General features: G+C 50.5%; 13 protein-coding genes and 1 pseudogene. 5 read left to right on the top strand and 9 right to left on the bottom strand.

Going from position 1 to position 16213, the window contains the following annotated elements:
- The 5 genes and pseudogenes from FP815_00765 to FP815_00745 all read left to right on the top strand — a co-directional run.
- Positions 1 to 1699: oxidoreductase (locus FP815_00765; protein ID MBA3013472.1), on the top strand; the 1699-nt coding region annotated here is incomplete at its 5' end.
- A gap of 95 nt (positions 1700 to 1794) precedes the next feature.
- Positions 1795 to 4116: an endopeptidase La gene (lon, locus tag FP815_00760; GenBank protein MBA3013471.1), complete on the top strand. Its 2322-nt coding sequence runs from the start codon at positions 1795 to 1797 to the stop codon at positions 4114 to 4116.
- 224 nt (positions 4117 to 4340) lie between these two features.
- Positions 4341 to 4501, top strand: a pseudogene (locus FP815_00755) (30S ribosomal protein S30).
- Positions 4494 to 5714 (top strand): hypothetical protein, encoded by a 1221-nt coding sequence (locus FP815_00750; GenBank protein MBA3013470.1) that lies wholly within the window; start codon positions 4494 to 4496, stop codon positions 5712 to 5714. The pseudogene FP815_00755 and the gene FP815_00750 overlap by 8 nt, the downstream one beginning before the upstream one ends.
- 278 nt (positions 5715 to 5992) lie before the next feature.
- Positions 5993 to 8221 carry an NADP-dependent isocitrate dehydrogenase gene (locus FP815_00745; GenBank protein ID MBA3013469.1) on the top strand — a complete coding sequence of 743 codons (2229 nt, stop codon included), beginning with the start codon at positions 5993 to 5995 and terminating at the stop codon, positions 8219 to 8221.
- Between the two features lie 183 nt (positions 8222 to 8404).
- Here the strand turns inward: FP815_00745 and FP815_00740 are convergent, their stop codons facing one another.
- From FP815_00740 to FP815_00700, 9 genes are all read right to left on the bottom strand, one after another.
- Positions 8405 to 9340, bottom strand: a complete 936-nt coding sequence (locus tag FP815_00740; protein ID MBA3013468.1) for a FeS assembly protein SufBD — start codon at positions 9338 to 9340, stop codon at positions 8405 to 8407.
- Complete coding sequence (locus FP815_00735; GenBank protein MBA3013467.1) at positions 9333 to 10055, bottom strand: ABC transporter ATP-binding protein; 723 nt, start codon at positions 10053 to 10055, stop codon at positions 9333 to 9335. The genes FP815_00740 and FP815_00735 overlap by 8 nt, the downstream gene beginning before the upstream one ends.
- Before the next feature lie 101 nt (positions 10056 to 10156).
- The gene (locus FP815_00730) at positions 10157 to 10819 is read right to left on the bottom strand and encodes a protein-L-isoaspartate(D-aspartate) O-methyltransferase (protein ID MBA3013466.1); all 663 of its coding nucleotides are present in this window, start codon (positions 10817 to 10819) and stop codon (positions 10157 to 10159) included.
- A 161-nt stretch (positions 10820 to 10980) separates the two neighbouring features.
- Entirely contained in the window at positions 10981 to 11991 is a 1011-nt protein-coding gene (gene amrS, locus FP815_00725; protein ID MBA3013465.1) for an AmmeMemoRadiSam system radical SAM enzyme, read from the bottom strand.
- A 111-nt stretch (positions 11992 to 12102) separates the two neighbouring features.
- Complete coding sequence (locus FP815_00720) at positions 12103 to 12588, bottom strand: ATPase (GenBank protein MBA3013464.1); 486 nt, start codon at positions 12586 to 12588, stop codon at positions 12103 to 12105.
- A 715-nt stretch (positions 12589 to 13303) separates the two neighbouring features.
- Positions 13304 to 13660, bottom strand: coding sequence for a PilZ domain-containing protein (locus tag FP815_00715; GenBank protein ID MBA3013463.1), 357 nt, complete (start codon positions 13658 to 13660; stop codon positions 13304 to 13306).
- Positions 13661 to 13809: 149 nt separating this feature from the next.
- Positions 13810 to 14679: a hypothetical protein gene (locus tag FP815_00710; protein ID MBA3013462.1), complete on the bottom strand. Its 870-nt coding sequence runs from the start codon at positions 14677 to 14679 to the stop codon at positions 13810 to 13812.
- A gap of 408 nt (positions 14680 to 15087) precedes the next feature.
- Complete coding sequence (locus tag FP815_00705) at positions 15088 to 15414, bottom strand: type II toxin-antitoxin system RelE/ParE family toxin (GenBank protein ID MBA3013461.1); 327 nt, start codon at positions 15412 to 15414, stop codon at positions 15088 to 15090.
- Positions 15411 to 15692, bottom strand: coding sequence for a type II toxin-antitoxin system Phd/YefM family antitoxin (locus tag FP815_00700; GenBank protein MBA3013460.1), 282 nt, complete (start codon positions 15690 to 15692; stop codon positions 15411 to 15413). Before FP815_00700 ends, FP815_00705 begins: the two co-directional genes overlap by 4 nt.
- Positions 15693 to 16213 lie beyond the last annotated feature (521 nt).

The following is a 16213-nucleotide window of genomic DNA, read 5'->3' as shown; positions in this document are numbered from 1 at the left end:
GCTCAGAGAGCTGATAAACATTTGCGGAAAAAACGACATCGCCCGCGGCCCACCGATTATCCCCCCTTATTTTTTCGGGTACGATGGGCAGGGGCATCGACGTGGTCCCTCATCGCTCTTTGCCCATTGGGCGCTTAAAGGGATAGACAGCTCAATTTCCCGAATCTGGCGGGAGGCTAGGCGATCCAAACATCGCAGTTACGATCTTTGGATCTACTCTGATCATGGTCAGGAAAAAAGCAAATCCTATATCAATGAATATGGAATAACGATTGAAGAGGCAGTATCCGCTGTCTTCACCAAATTCAACCATACCAACATACTGCCACACGTTAATGGGTTGGGAGGAATTCAATCACAACGAATCAGAAACCTTGGCGGGGAACGGACGCAAAAGATCTTTGCCCGCCAACAGGTTACGGAAGTGGAGCACAGGGTCCATGGTTTGGCCATGACAGCCATGGGCCCCTTGGCCCACGTCTACATTCCAACCCCACTTACCCTTGATGATTATGATGCCCTGGCTAATGATCTGGTCCATAACGCCCACATACCATTGGTTCTCTTTGATGCCGACACAGGAAAGATATCTGCCTGGACCAAAGAAGGGAAGTGCCTGCTGCCAGAAGACAAAGAGAAAATTCTCGGTGCCGACCACCCTTTCCTGGCTGAACTGTGTCGTGATTTGATTGCCCTCTGCCAACACCCTGAGAGCGGCGATTTTGTGCTCTGTGGGTGGCGGGCAGGAGGAGAATCAATCACTTTTCCACAAGAAAATGGCTCCCACTGTGGACCAGGGCCTGAGGAGACCAGAGGATTTTCCCTGCTGCCAGACGATACCGTCCTGCCGGAAGAACGGAAAAGTTATCTTCGTCCTCACGATTTACGTACTGCCGCCTTTCACATCCTTGGCAGGTCAGAGCGAAGAAGCGCTCCTCGGCCAGTAAGACGACCAGGAGACAAACGACTGGTACGCGTCATGACCTATAACGTTCATAGCTGTATCGGCATGGACGGTAAAATCTCCCCGGAACGAATTGCCAGGGTCATAGCCCAACACCAACCAGACATAGTCGCACTGCAGGAAGTGGATGTCGGCAAATCACGAACTGGCGGCATCGACCAGGCCCATCGTATTGCCCAATATCTCCAGATGGATTTTCATTTTTACCCAACATTTCGCATAGAAGAGGAGTTATACGGCGATGCAATCCTGACCCATTTCCCGATGCAACTGGTCAAAACAGGTCAACTCCCTGGCTTGGCAAGCAGACCGCAGCTCGAACCTCGCGGGGCAATCTGGGTTCGAATCAAAATCGATGACAAGGAGATCCAGTGCATCAATACTCACCTGGGGCTGTTTCCCAAAGAACGTCGGAACCAGGTCAAGGCCCTGATCGGCAATGAGTGGCTCGGCCACCCGGAATGTCATGACCCGGTTATTCTCTGCGGGGACTTCAATGCCCCACCCTCGTCTCCTGTCTGTCAACTCTTGAAAAGTCGGCTGATGGACGTCCAACTTGAGCTAACCGATCAAAGACCCAAGAAAACCTTTTTTGGCCGATATCCGCTGGTCCGAATTGATCATATTTTCACCACTCCTGACATAGATGTGGTGGGTGTTGACGTCCCGATCAACGAATTGTCCCAAGTCGCCTCTGATCATCTGCCCTTGACGGCCGAAATCAGAATTCCATGACTTACGAAGTCGCAGAAAAGCCCCGACTTCGAAAAAACCGCCCTCCTTCGATGCGGATTTAATCCAGCCACACAATCAAAAGGAGAATCCCCCCTATGTTTGACTATAATTCAGAATTCACCCTGCCGGTCTTGACCTTGAAAGATGTTGTTATCTTTCCCCATGTGACACTGCCTGTCACTACTGAGAGGCCAACTGCCATTGCTGCAATTAACGAGACGCTCCAATTGCCGGAAAAAAATCTCCTGGTCCTTGCTCAAAAAAATCCCTCTGTTACTGTGCCTCAGCCAGAGGATCTTTTTTCCATCGGGACAATGGCGACCATCCGGCTTATTGCCCGTTCCGAAAAGTTTATCCAGATTCTGCTCCAGGGAGTTGAACGATGCACGGTACTGGGCTATCAATCGGCCACACCTTTCCTGTTGGCACGGGTAAAGCTTTTCCCGTATCCTGTTGAAAAAGGTCCGGAAATTGAAGCCCTCCAATTAGAAACATTAGAGCTCGTCAATAAGTACCTGACCTTAGGTCACCCTGAGCTGAGTATCTCCTTCCCGGAACTCCACTCACCAGACACGGATATCCTGCAGCTTATCTATCCACTGGCACAATTTTTCATCCAAGAATATACCAAAGCCCAGTTCATCCTTGCCGCCCCAACCCGGATGGAAGTTATGAAAATTATCCAATCAATCCTGAGTCATGAAGTTAAAGTCCTAGAACTCCGCAAAAAAATCAGTCAACAAACCCACGAGAAACTAAGCCGCGAACAAAAAGAATATGTCCTCCGAGCACAACTCCAAGAGATCCATGAACAACTCGGTGACAAAACCTCCGTCGAAAGTGATGTCCAGTCATTGCGGGAACGCATTCATAAGTTTCACTGGTCAGAAGAGATAGAAAAAGAGGTGGAACGTGAACTGTCCCGCCTTGAACGAACCCCGTCCCACTCCCCCGATTACCAGATAACGCTGGGCCATCTTGAGCTGATCATGGAGCTGCCCTGGACTGCCTCGTCCTCCGACAACCTTAACCTGAGCAATGCGCGCCAAGTTCTGGACGATGACCATTACGGGCTGAAAGAGATCAAGGAACGTATCATTGAACACCTGGCGGTCATGAAACTTAACCCTGACGCCAAGGGCCCAATCCTCTGTTTTGTTGGTCCCCCTGGGGTCGGCAAAACCTCCCTTGGCCAATCAATCGCCAAGGCGCTCGAGAGAAATTTCGAACATTTCAGCCTTGGTGGCCTGCACGACGAGGCCGAATTGCGAGGTCATCGCCGTACCTACATTGGCGCCATGCCCGGTCGCATCATCCAGAGCCTGCGTCGTTCCGGCACAAAAAATCCACTGCTGATGCTGGACGAAATCGACAAACTCGGTCGTGACTATCGAGGAGATCCGGCTGCGGCGCTCATGGAAATTTTAGATCCTGAACAAAACAACACCTTTCGAGACAACTATCTCGATTTACCTTTTGATCTTTCTCAGGTTTTTTTTATTACCACCGCTAATACTACCGACACTATCCCCAAACCACTGCTCGACCGCATGGAGATCATCAACTTAAGCGGCTACTACGAAGAAGAGAAAATTGAAATCGCCAAAAGATATCTGTTACCGCGCCAGAAAAATCAAGCAGGACTCGGGCAGGAGAATTTTGCTATTCACGATGAGGCCTTGATGGCCTTGATCAGGCGTTACACCAGAGAAGCTGGGGTCAGGGAACTTGAGCGGATGCTGGGAAGGCTGGCCCGCAAAGTGGCGGTCAAATTTGCTGAACTCAACACTTCCCCGGCGATGATTCAGTATGATGATCTTTCAGAGATGCTTGGCCCAGAACGATTTTTCGTTGAACAACTGCGAAAGACCCTACCGATTGGGGTGGCAACAGGTCTGGCGTGGACCGAGGCAGGAGGAGATGTGTTATACGTTGAAACCATTGTGCTGCCAAAAAAAGAGAAATTCACCCTGACCGGGCACTTAGGCGAGGTGATGAAGGAGTCTGCCCATGCTGCCAACAGTTATGTCCTATCGCAATGTGATGCCCTTGGAATAAAGAAATACCATACCCCGGTCCACATCCATGTGCCATCCGGCGCCATTCCCAAAGACGGCCCGTCAGCAGGGGTGACAATTGCTGCGGCCTTAGCCTCGCTCTATGCCAATTTGCCAGTGCGTAGTGATACCGCGATGACGGGAGAGATCACCTTAAGCGGACTGGTGCTGCCGGTGGGCGGGATAAAGGAGAAGCTGCTTGCCGCACAAAGGGCAGGGATCAGGCGGGTCGTCATACCGAAAGACAACAAAAAAGATCTCAAGAACTTACCTGATTATGCCACCCAAAAAATGGAATTCATTTTTGTTGAAACTATCCGGGATGTCTTGGCAGACGTGATCCCAACTTTATTGAAGTAATCACAACTACTGAAGTTAACGGTTGGCAGTTACCTGTTAGCGAAATCTACCAACGGCTAGTGTTTAATTGTAAAATTACCTTGTATCGTCATTCCGGCAAAGGTCGGAATGACGGCTGTGAAGATATCGATTATCTCTGCAATTAAACACTAGTATTCTTGTAAGTTTGGTTAGCGAGGCATAACCCAATATCCCCCTGCTTAATTGAAAACAGTATTGCAGGCAAGCACAAGCAACAGGGGCAACTCTTCAGCGCCCGACTGGATATCAGTGTGCCAGGCAAGGCAACGAGCTGGTAATCAATCGCGAAAAAGATGAAGACCTCTATGTGGCGCTGCGGGATGTGTTCGATGCCACCAAACGCCAATTGGAGGAATATGGCCAACTTTTTTTCGCTCCCCGCTTGGCTCAAGGAAATCCTCGCCGATTCCTTCAAAAAAAACCTCATCCTTCTCCTTTGCCTGCTTGGACTCGGCCTCTATGCCGCTGAAAAGTATCATAAGAATGCTGCCGATCACAGGATCGATCAAATCGCTTTCTTCTTTCACCCACAATGTCCTCACTGCCAGAAACAGAAAGAATTTAATCCCTACCTGAAGGCCAAGTACCCTGAATTGCACTGGGCTGAGTATGACACCTCGCTCACGGAAAACGCCAAGTTACTAGTCGAGTTCATCGAACAAAGCGATCGCAGATCAAAACGCATCGGTGTCCCCATGACCTTTATCGGCCCTTATGTGATTTACGGATTTGATACCGCCAAAACCACCGGGATGGCCCTCGAACAAGCAATACAGGCCGTTCTCACCAACAACCCCTCACTCTATGACCAAAAGGAACAGGACTGGCAACACCAAAAGACCATCGATATTCCCTTACTCGGCAAAATCAATCTTGCCGAGTATTCCTTGCTCTCCCTTGCCATGATCATTGGACTTGTGGATGGCTTTAACCCCTGCGCGATGTGGGTGTTGGTCTATCTTATCTCACTGATCATGACCCTGAAAGATCGCAGGAAAATCTGGCTACTGGTTGGCACCTTTATCGTGGCGTCGGGAATCCTCTATTTCCTGTTCATGACCGCCTGGCTCAACGTCTTTCTCTTCCTGGGGTATATCCGGGTCCTGACGCTCATCATCGGCCTTGCCGCCCTTGGCAACGGCATATTAACTATCCGGGAATACCTGCAAACCAAGGGAGAACTATCCTGCAAGATTGGAGATCCAGAATCAAAGAAAAAAACCATCAGTCGGATCGAGCACATTGTTCATGCACCGATCTCCTGCACTTCGGTGCTGGCAATCATTGCCCTGGCCTTCATCATTAATTCAATCGAATTCGCCTGCTCAGCTGCCCTACCGGCAATTTACACCCACACACTCGCTCTTCGAAATCTCCCACCCCTCCTTTATTACGGTTATATTCTGGTCTATGATTTCTTTTTCATGCTTGACGACCTGATTATCTTTAGCATGGCAGTATTGGCACTCGATGCCGGCATTGGTCACCGGTACGCCAAATACTGTAAGATCATCGGCGGCATCGTGCTCTTGCTCCTCGGTGGGGTAATGGTCTTCCAACCGGGGATGCTGCGCTAAGGGACGCGGAAATTACCAATTTACCATAACGCATCCCGGCTTTGGGCCATCTTTGGTCGCGCCTCAATCACAAAATCCTCGACGTAGCACTGCTACGCCTGCGGTTTTGTTCAATCGGCGCAACCAAATCTGACCCAGATCCGGGCGCGATCCAGGTAAATTGGTAATTTCCGAGTCCCTAAGAAGTTAAGATGCTATTTGCAATCCAAACCGGTATGTGCTAATGATTTTCAGTTCAGATCCGCAGCCGAGACAAACACAAAAAGGAAGGAAAAAATATGGTATCACAAACGATTAACTACACCGAAGTTGATGAAGCACCCGCCCTGGCGACCTACTCCCTGCTCCCGATTCTTCAGGCATACACCACGGGATCCGGCATTTCTATTGAAAGAAAGGACATCTCCCTCTCCGGAAGAATTATCGCCAACTTTCCCGAGAATCTCACCGAGAGTCAACGGGTTCCGGATTATCTCTCCGAACTTGGCAAACTCGCTAAACTTCCGGATACCAACATTATCAAACTCCCCAATATCAGCGCCTCAATTCCGCAGCTGAAAGAGGCCATCAAAGAGTTGCAGGACAAAGGCTATGCCATCCCAAACTACCCAGAATCAGCAAAGACCGATGACGACAAAGCGCTGCAGGCCCGCTTTGCCAAGGTGCTCGGCAGCGCAGTTAACCCGGTCTTGCGAGAAGGCAACTCCGATAGAAGAGCAGCCGCATCCGTGAAACAGTTTGGCCAGAAAAATCCCCACCGCCTGATGAAGACATGGCCTGCCGACTCCAAATCTCGTGTCACCCACATGAGTGGCGGCGATTTTTACGGCAGCGAAAAATCTCTGACCATCGACAAGGCCTGCGATATCCGAATCGAATTTACCGGCAGTAATGACGCCACCACGATACTCAAGGACAAAACCCCTCTGCTGGCAGGAGAAGTAATCGATGCCTCTTCCATGAATGTGGCAAGCCTGCAAAAATTCTACGCCGAGCAGATTGCAGCGGAAAAGGAAGAAGGCCTGCTCCTCTCCTTGCACCTCAAGGCCACCATGATGAAGGTCTCGGACCCGATCATGTTCGGCCACTGTGTTTCGGTCTTCTACCAGGAGGTTTTCACCAAGCATGCCAACGTCATCAAAGAGTTAGGCGTGAATGCCAACTACGGTTTAGGGGATCTCTACGCTAAAATTGAAACCCTGCCGGCAGCACAGCGGGCAGAGATAGAAGCGGACATCCTCGCCACCTATCAAACAAACTGCGAACTGGCCATGGTGGACTCCCGCAAAGGGATCACCAACCTTCATGTGCCCAACAACGTGATCATCGACGCCTCTATGCCCGTCTTCATCCGGGACGGCGGCAGGATGTGGGGGGCTGACGACAAGTTGCACGACACCATCGCCATGGTGCCGGACCGCTGTTATGCTACTATCTACCAAGAGGTTGTGGACGACTGCAACAAACATGGCTCCTTTGACCCAGCCACCATGGGCTCAGTCTCCAATGTCGGTTTGATGGCCCAAAAAGCAGAAGAGTACGGTTCCCACGACAAAACCTTTGTCGCCCCTGGCCAGGGAACGATCCGCCTGATTGAAATCGCCTCCGGCAAAGAGTTGCTGGCCCAACGAGTAGAAGAAGGGGATATCTTCCGAAGCTGCCAGACCAAAGATGCCCCGATCCGGGACTGGGTCAAACTGGCAGTGAACCGCGCCCGAGCCACAGACACCCCGGCCATCTTCTGGCTGGACCCCAACAGGGGACATGATGCCGAGATTATTGCCAAGGTGAAGGAGTATCTTCCCTCCCACGATACCACCGGGCTTGATATCAGAATCATGAAGCCGGTGGAGGCGATGCGCTTCTCACTAGCAAGAATCAGAAAGGGGGAAGACACCATCTCTGTTACCGGCAATGTGTTGCGTGACTACCTCACCGACCTCTTTCCTATCCTGGAACTGGGGACCAGTGCAAAAATGCTTTCCATCGTCCCGTTGATGAATGGCGGCGGGATGTTCGAGACCGGCGCCGGCGGCTCAGCCCCCAAACATGTCGAACAATTCTTGAAGGAAGGCCATCTACGCTGGGATTCCTTGGGTGAATTCTGCGCCTTGGTGCCCTCGTTCGAGCATATCCACAGCACCTTCAAGAATGAGAAGGCACGGCTGCTTGCCGAGACCCTTGATCAGGCAATAGGGACGTTTCTCGAACACGGCAAATCTCCTTCCCGCAAGGTAGGGGAACTAGACACCAGGGGCAGCCATTTTTACCTGGCTCTCTATTGGGCGCAAAGCCTCGCAGACCAAGACAAAGACCAAGAACTGCAGGCACGGTTCATTAAAGTGGCGCAAGCCCTTGCCGACAACGAGGCACAAATTGTGGCAGAACTCTCTGCAGCCCAGGGTCGACCGGTGGACATTGCCGGCTATTACCGGCCGGATGAAGAAAAGACCGCCCAGGCCATGCGGCCCAGCGCCACCTTCAATGCCATTATCGACGCGCTCTGATTTTCCAAGAGAACCTTTATCTAAAAACAAAAGCCCTCCAAACGTTTGGAGGGCTTTTTGTTTTTAGACCGAAATAGTTCTCTTATCGTAAGCCTACTTTCGTAATCTGTATATCCTGATCAAATAATAGCCAAAAACATCAGTTGCACTTACGAGTTGAATCCGCGGCCAATATCAACCACCCTAATGCAATATCCCCTTGACGATCACATCCACCGCCTCTTGGCTTGAGAGCCCATGCGCCATCAAGGTTTCCATCTGACGCTTGTCCACACTGCCGATAGCGGCCTCATGGGTCACCTTGGCGAGCGGATTGTTCACCTGGACAATCGGCACTGCCCTTGCGATAGCCTGATCTTTAACAATCTCCATACAATCGACATGCCCCCTCGCCCCTGCGGCATTACCCTCGGTAATCCCCCTGACCTCGGCCTTGGCCTGGTCCTCAAGCGCAACCCGTGCCTTGATCAACCCACGCGAGTTTTCCCCGGCCAAGACGACCCTTTCTTTGATAATCAACTCATCATTGCCATGACCAAAAACCCGGGTCGTCAGTTCCACCACGGCGTTTTCAGCTGCCGTGACATCATAGTCAATATCGAGTTTACCCACCCTACCAGTAATGAGGGTAAAATCAGCGCAATACCTGCTATTCTTGCCGACCAGCGCGCTGAGTGTGGGCATGACCTCAATCCCGCCATGAAGTCCGTGATAATGGGTCTCTGCATACCGCATCTCGGCATTTTCACCGATAGCCACCACCGCATTCATGATATGCCGAACTTTTTTGGCCTTCGGGAAGATACAGTGGGCAATGAACGAAGCCTTAGCATCGTCCTCAATCGTTACATCCATCACGATCTCCTGCGTTCCCTCCTCGTGAAGAACACCAAAACACAGGTGCACGGGATTCTCTAACCTTACCCCTGCACGAAGACGCAACCGTGCCGAAATCCCCCGGCTGGTCTCCATCGCTTCGACCTCAAGGCCCTCAACTGTGCGTGAACTGAGAATGGCATGACCGCTAGCCGCCAGATGTGCCGTCTTTGTGTCACCAAGGGCTCCCCGATCTCCTCCGGCCTCGCCAAATACCTGCAGCAATGAATCAAGTTCAGACATAATGGCACTCTCCCTTATTACAGGCCCGACAGTTCTGCAGTTTGTAATGCTCCGCCACCTTGGCCGGATTTCCCGAACAGGTGATCTTGCCACGGCATAACTGGGAGGCCTGATCCGCAATCCCTGCAATCTCCTCGCGGTGGGTAATCAACAACACCGCAGTGCCTTCTTCCCTGAAGACATTGATCACGTTGATGATATCTTGAATAGAGAGCATATCGATGCCAGAGTCCGGTTCGTCCAGAATGGCAAGACGGGGTTTTAAGGCGAGAATAGAGGCCAATTCAATCCGCTTCCGCTCGCCGCCGCTCAAACACCTATCCACCATCCGATCAAGATAACGCTCCGGCGCCAGACCAACTAGTTCAAGATAGTGCGCGGCATCAGCACCCTGATCCTTCAAAGTAAGGTAATCTTTAACCGTGATCCCCTCGAATCTGACTGGCTCCTGCCAGGCCATAGTGATTCCGGAACGTGCCCGCTCATCGATCGGAAGGGCGTTAATTTTCGTTCCATCCAGAACAATGTCTCCAGACATGGGGTGATACCCCTCACAGCCCATAACCAGGTAAGCGAGTGTGCTTTTTCCGGTACCGTTGGTGCCAAGAAGGGCATGAACCTCGCTTGGTTCAAGAGCAAAGGTTATCCCGTCGAGAATGGCTGCCCCCCCGCTCCCTGCCCCGTAAACTACGTTGATCACTTCAAGAAGAGGCATAGTAACTCCGGTGTGACGATATTAGTGCTCGTACTGTGCCAAACAATTACAGTTGACAATCTCGCAAAAAGTCACGGGATGGCTGAAGGCGGGAGGGTCACCTACCTCCACCCCGCAGCGCCTATCAAGGGAACAAATCGCACCCCACAGAGTGTTTCGGTGGAAAAATCGTGCTCACCGACCCGGCGCACCCTGACCAGTTCTTGCAGATAGGACGATGATCCCACCGGAATAACCAGCCTGCCCCCGATGGCAAGCTGGTCGAGCAGGGGCTTTGGGACCTCAGGCGCTCCTGCAGTTACGACAATCGCATCATACGGAGCATGTTCCGGCCACCCCAAGGTGCCATCCCCCTGATAGATAACAATATTAGTATACTCAAGCATTTGAAACCGCCGCCTAGCGCTCTCCGCCAACCCTGTCAGCCGTTCTACCGTATAGACAGTGTCGACGATTCTGCTCAAGACTGCCGCGGCATATCCCGACCCGGTACCGATCTCCAACACTCGATCCACGCTCGCCAACTCTAGTGCCTCGATCATATACGCCACAATATAAGGCTGCGAGATGGTCTGCCCCTCAGCAATCGGCAAGGGGCGATCATCATAGGCGAATGCCGCCATCCCTTCATCGACAAACGCCTCCCGCGGCACTTCCCGCATAGCCTTGATCACCTTGGCATCCCGGATGCCTCGATTAAGCAGGTGATCGGAAACCATCTCCTCGCGACTGATTTCCGGTGGCATGAAAAAATTAAACTTCATCCCTTCAGGAAAATCTCGGCGTCAAACCGACCGCACTCTTGATCAAATGTGGTAGCGCCGATAATGAGACAAGACCCTACGGGATAATTGATCTCGACTTCATAGTTCTCCAGATTCATACCAACCTCCCTTGACGCTCTTAACCGATTATCCGCTTGCGATCACATCCCGATCCCGGGGATAACAGCCCCACAGTCGGGACAGGCGCCATTGTGAATTCTGTTGCTGTCGATAATAAAACCATACCGTTTGATCAGCAGCGCCTCACACGAAGGACACCAGGTATTCTCGCCCCCTTCACCAGGCACATTGCCCTCATAAACGTATTTCAACCCTGCGGCACGACCGATTTCTCGCGCCTTGCGCAGGGTCTCAACCGGTGTCCGATGACGATCAATCAATTTATAGGTTGGGTAAAACTGGGTCACATGCCAAGGGGTTTCGTCCCCCAAATTGGTGACAATAAATGAGGCGATACCCTGCAAATCGGCATCGGAATCATTGAGCCCCGGAATGACCAGGGTGGTGATTTCAAGCCACACCCCCTGTTTACGATACTCGATGAGGGAATCAAGCACCTCAGATAACCGGGCACGAACAGTATCTCGGTAAAACTCCTCTGAAAACCCCTTAAGATCGACATTAGCGGCATCCAGATACGGCGCAATCTTCGTGAGCGCCTCCTTACTGATATAACCATTCGTGACAAACATATTCCCTAGACCTGCCTCTCGGGCAAGGCGAGCTGTATCATAGGCGAACTCGAAGAAGATAGTCGGCTCAGTGTAGGTATAGGAAACAGAACGACAATTACTGTTCCTCGCCCTTTGGACAATTTCCTGAGGGGATACCTGCTCTCCTTGAATGGGGTTACCCCGTGCGGCCTGAGAAATAGTGAAATTCTGACAATGACGACAGTGAAAATTGCATCCCACCGTAGCAATGGAATATGAGGTGCTTCCCGGCATGACATGAAAGAGCGGCTTCTTCTCGATCGGATCCACGTGTTCAGCGCAGATTCTACCATAAACCAAGGTATAGAGCGTGCCGTCATGATTCTCCCTAACCCCACAATTCCCACGCAACCCTTCACCAATCAAGCAGTGAAAACGACAAAGACCGCACCGTACTTTCCCCTCTTCCACTCGTTTATAGAACATCGCTTCTTTCATGCGTTACCTCTCGGTCTCATGAAGACCTGTGGCCGAAATTATTTTCCCAGAAGACACTCTTCACCTATCTAGGACGCTAAATGCCGGCAATCTCCTATCTATCTGCCGCGTCTATTCTCGGCACCAAGCGACCCGGATACTTTTTTCGGCATCACCATAGGCAAAATCAAGGTCCCCCTGGTAGGCATGATGCAAGGCCTCGCCAATCCGCCGTGCCAGATGAACCCCTGTGGTTGTGACTAGAACATGGTCCCCTTCTGGAGCAATAGCCATAATTCGCTCCATGGGATGAGCCCCCTTTTCCTGCTCCTCAATATTGCGGATCAGGTTATTGATCTCCTGACGATGGCTATCAAAAAATGCCCCTCGCAACTCAAGTAAACCGGCGGGATAGGCATCCATAATCCGCTGACAGGCCGGGCAGACAATGGTATGAGCATCAGACGCCACCTCCCACCACGACCAGCGGCCTTCCGAAAATACCGCACCACATTCGCTGCAGACCGTAGGCTCCGGCCACTTGCATCGTTCCTGATAGGTGTCGTGTCGGTCTTCCTGAATAAGTCGGTCCCTTCTTCCATATTGACTTTTATCCATGACATCCCTCCATTTCCCTTAGACTGTTCACGAGTTCCCCCATGTATTGGTCATAAGAAAACTCCCCGCCTTCAACGCCCTGCCGATTCATTTCACACCATTTGCCCTCCACAGTGGCAAGTTACAACTCCTAAGATCATCCTACATATTAATACCTGCAAAACACAAGTAACAAATCAGTTCGATCTCGTGAATTTTCGTAACTATCCACCTTCTGACCCAGAAAGGTGCCGAAGCCCAGAACCGTAACTATTCAGCAGTGCCGCAGATGCTAGGCATCGGCCTGCGATGTGTGCATTCCTACACATGAGCAGGCCGATGCCTAGCATCTGCGGCACTGCTGGACAGTTACGAATTTTCTTTACCCAAAAGCCGAAACTAGCACCAATGAGGAATAGGAGGGGCTACCTAAATTCGCCACTGGCAGGGTTACAATATTTAAACCAAAGTCATTAGGGGGGAACAGCGAGACAAGCTCAACTTGCCAGGGAGGCAAAAAGAAAGGAGTTACTAGAGAAAAATCAAATGATCGACTACCGTGCGCTGCCCGAACCATTCACCAAACCCTGGTGACCAATCCTGCATATCGTATAACACAATATCAGAGCGCCCTGGGGATGACGCGCCCTTGCATCCTCACAGTGACGTGATCACAGCAAAGCTGTGGATATCCCGCACGTTAGCCAGTAAATCTGCAAAAAAGCCCTTCAACAAATCAGCTCTCAGACAAGTCCGCAACAAATTTCTTGATCTGCTCGTGTTGACCAGGGGAAGGATTATTAAACGTGACTCCTACCGTTTGGGTTGTGGCATCACCCTGAGGCGACACCTCTATTTCATCCTTACGGACTACTTTTATCGGCAGTTCAGACACCAAAAAATCCTTCTCGGCGCTAAAAACCACCGCATCACATTCGTCAGATAGATCTTTAGGCTTCAAGTACTTGACGGCAAAACCGCCCTCACTGATATCCAACACATTACCGATACCGGCATCACTGATCGCAACCGTATCATCGGCCAAGGGAAATCGCTTGTGCTTTCGCTTCTCTGGCTTAGCAATTGGGGGCATGACTCATATCCTCACTGTGAAAAATTGTCTGCGTAAAATTTTAATCGCACACCGTTTCCTTACCTAATTGCCAGACTCGCTCGTCCCTTTTTTGAAAACGATTGCAATGCCGACTTGATGCCCTCACATTTCAACCCCAGACCTCTTGGTCAAGAGATATTACACGGTTCAGCCATGATGACAGCAAACCGATTGTAAGCCAAAGTGGTCGCCAGGGCAAAGAGCGAGGTGGCTGCTCCGAGCCCGACCCCGATAAGCGGCGGGGCAATGAGGGCAATGCGGATCATGACCGTGGCCACAGCAAACCCCGAGTTACGAAAGGCAACGTGGTAGCTTGAGCTGTATCGCAGGGAGAGCAGGACCAGGAGCACGTCGGTATAGATCAAAAGGGTATACAGCGACTCGAAAGGGCTTGTCAGATGTGTGCCTGTATATGCCCCCATGAGGCTTCTGCCCACAATGAAAAAGAAGGCGCCAAGAAGCACCAGAGCGATACACTTCTTGGCAGCGATAAAGGTATTCTGCTCCAAATGATCATGAGTGATGGGACGGCGACACTGCGCTCGATAGAAAAAAGCGACTACCATAAAAATACCAAGGGCGCCGATGGCCGAGGCAGCCATAGTGGACACGGCGGGCGCCACCTTATCCCAGATAATCGGCTCTCCCAAATGAGCGACCTCCTTGAACACGTCCCGAAGGAAAATAAGCGAAAGCAATTCGAACTGTTTGCCAACGGAGGAAGAGATGGAGTGGGATATGGCCAGAATGAGTGCGATAACCTCCACAAAGAGCAGCAGGGTGAAGGCGAGCTGAATCGCCATCAAATATGAGCCAGGGACAAAGCCTTCGACCAACGGGGGCAGAAACCCATGCCGTTTCAAATAGATGGCGACCAGTGTGCCAACAAAGCTCGACACCAAGAGTGCGCCGACAACCCGATGGGCAGCATGACTTTCGATCGCAGCCTCCACTGAATCAAAAATCTTTTCCAGCCGTTCAAGGGGGGAACAAATCAAAGGTTATGCCTCCACAATCTCAATGTTGATTTTTCATTCTTCACCCGGAAATGAACTTTCAACCCGTTGGAGTTAAGAGTAAATCTGCATCCCCTAAGTCCAAGTTTCCAGAAAAAACTTTCTGTCTTTTTTATTATCTCAGTTTTCATGCTACTTCCAGCTTTCTGTTGCGCCCCTTTGAATATTTACTAGCCTTGCCCTTCGCCTCTAATCAGCTTAAGAAATACAGCCAACGCGTTGTGAAACCCGGCAGAGTTACAGTGTTCATTGTCTTTTACCGCAATTCTTCAAACATCTGATAAGGAGTTGCGTCGCGACCGTTGCCATAGGCTGAGCAGGTCGTAACGCTTACTAGGTGTGCGGGGAATGGGGGAGAGAATCCCCGACTACCCGAGTATATGCTTTTTCCTATCTTATAAGTCTTTTCAGTAAGATGTCTTCAACGTTCTGACGTGAATCAATTACCAACAATACGTAGACTTTATTGTCAGAAATTCGGTATACGATTCTCCACGGCGCTAAGATGAGTTCGCGATAAAGAAATATACCTTGATCTTGCAACTCTGGAACGATACGACCACTTTCCGGAAAATGGGTGAGGATTAATGCTGTTTCTTTTATTTTCTCAAAAATATTTCTAGCATTTGAGGGGCTATCTTCTTCAATATACAGGATTATATTTTTAAAGTCATCTTCAGCAATACTGGCCCAGTGAACTTTAAATGATGTGCTCATTTTTCTTTTTTCGCCAACATTTTTTCAATGTCTTTAAAAACTCGTTCCTGGGTTTTGGCATTCCTCTGTTTGATGTCTTCCTCACCTTGGGAAATGAGCTTTAGTAGGCCAATAGCCTTGCGCATATTGTCATAGCTCTCAGGGTCTTGAAGAACTCCCCTGGGTTCCCCGTTTTGTGTAATAACAATGGGGCGACGTGTGTCATTAATTTGCTTTAAGATGTCTGCTGCATGTGATTTAAGAAATGAAACTGGCTTGATATCAGATGATATGTTCATGATGGCGCCTCCTGTCTTAATACGGTACCACATTAAGACTACATGTCAATGCGCGATATTTGACTTAGACTGTTAACCGGACAGATGCGAAGCACGCGCAGCAAGATTATTGGCAGATTATTGGCACGTGACCTGACCCCAGACTGGCAGTGCTAACCTAAAATTGACCAGCAAAACGGGGTTGTGCTAACCCAATTTTGACCACCCTGAGCATTACTTTTTCAGGGACAAAATGGGCAAAATGGGAACAGATTTATTTTTCTTCTTTCCTTGGCCGACCAGGGCCTCTTAGCTCTAAACGGCGACCAACTTTTACGGAAATTTCTCTGATAAACTTTCTGTTTGCGGTCAACTGGCCACGCTGGGTGGCTTCCCGAATAAGTTTTCACTCCGTATCAGGAATTGTTTCCCGAAGCCAGGTGGCGTATCTGATTGCTCGCTGGATGGTAGATTCCCCCAGACTCATGTAAAAGGGATCAAGGTCTAGCCAAGGTTGTTCCTTAATGCCAACCTTTGCCGGG

Source organism: Desulfobulbaceae bacterium (assembly GCA_013792005.1).
Classification (GTDB): Bacteria; Desulfobacterota; Desulfobulbia; order Desulfobulbales; family VMSU01; genus VMSU01.
This window is presented reverse-complemented; position numbering and strand designations above follow the sequence as displayed.

What these genes read in the sequence shown, in the direction of transcription:
- lon (MBA3013471.1), top strand. Translation starts at nt 1,795, where the DNA reads ATGTTTGACTATAATTCAGAATTCACCCTGCCGGTCTTGACCTTGAAA.
- FP815_00750 (MBA3013470.1), top strand. Translation starts at nt 4,494, where the DNA reads ATGGCCAACTTTTTTTCGCTCCCCGCTTGGCTCAAGGAAATCCTCGCC.
- FP815_00745 (MBA3013469.1), top strand. Translation starts at nt 5,993, where the DNA reads ATGGTATCACAAACGATTAACTACACCGAAGTTGATGAAGCACCCGCC.
- FP815_00740 (MBA3013468.1), bottom strand. Translation starts at nt 9,340, where the DNA reads ATGTCTGAACTTGATTCATTGCTGCAGGTATTTGGCGAGGCCGGAGGA.
- FP815_00735 (MBA3013467.1), bottom strand. Translation starts at nt 10,055, where the DNA reads ATGCCTCTTCTTGAAGTGATCAACGTAGTTTACGGGGCAGGGAGCGGG.
- FP815_00730 (MBA3013466.1), bottom strand. Translation starts at nt 10,819, where the DNA reads ATGAAGTTTAATTTTTTCATGCCACCGGAAATCAGTCGCGAGGAGATG.
- amrS (MBA3013465.1), bottom strand. Translation starts at nt 11,991, where the DNA reads ATGAAAGAAGCGATGTTCTATAAACGAGTGGAAGAGGGGAAAGTACGG.
- FP815_00720 (MBA3013464.1), bottom strand. Translation starts at nt 12,588, where the DNA reads ATGGATAAAAGTCAATATGGAAGAAGGGACCGACTTATTCAGGAAGAC.
- FP815_00715 (MBA3013463.1), bottom strand. Translation starts at nt 13,660, where the DNA reads ATGCCCCCAATTGCTAAGCCAGAGAAGCGAAAGCACAAGCGATTTCCC.
- FP815_00705 (MBA3013461.1), bottom strand. Translation starts at nt 15,414, where the DNA reads ATGAGCACATCATTTAAAGTTCACTGGGCCAGTATTGCTGAAGATGAC.
- FP815_00700 (MBA3013460.1), bottom strand. Translation starts at nt 15,692, where the DNA reads ATGAACATATCATCTGATATCAAGCCAGTTTCATTTCTTAAATCACAT.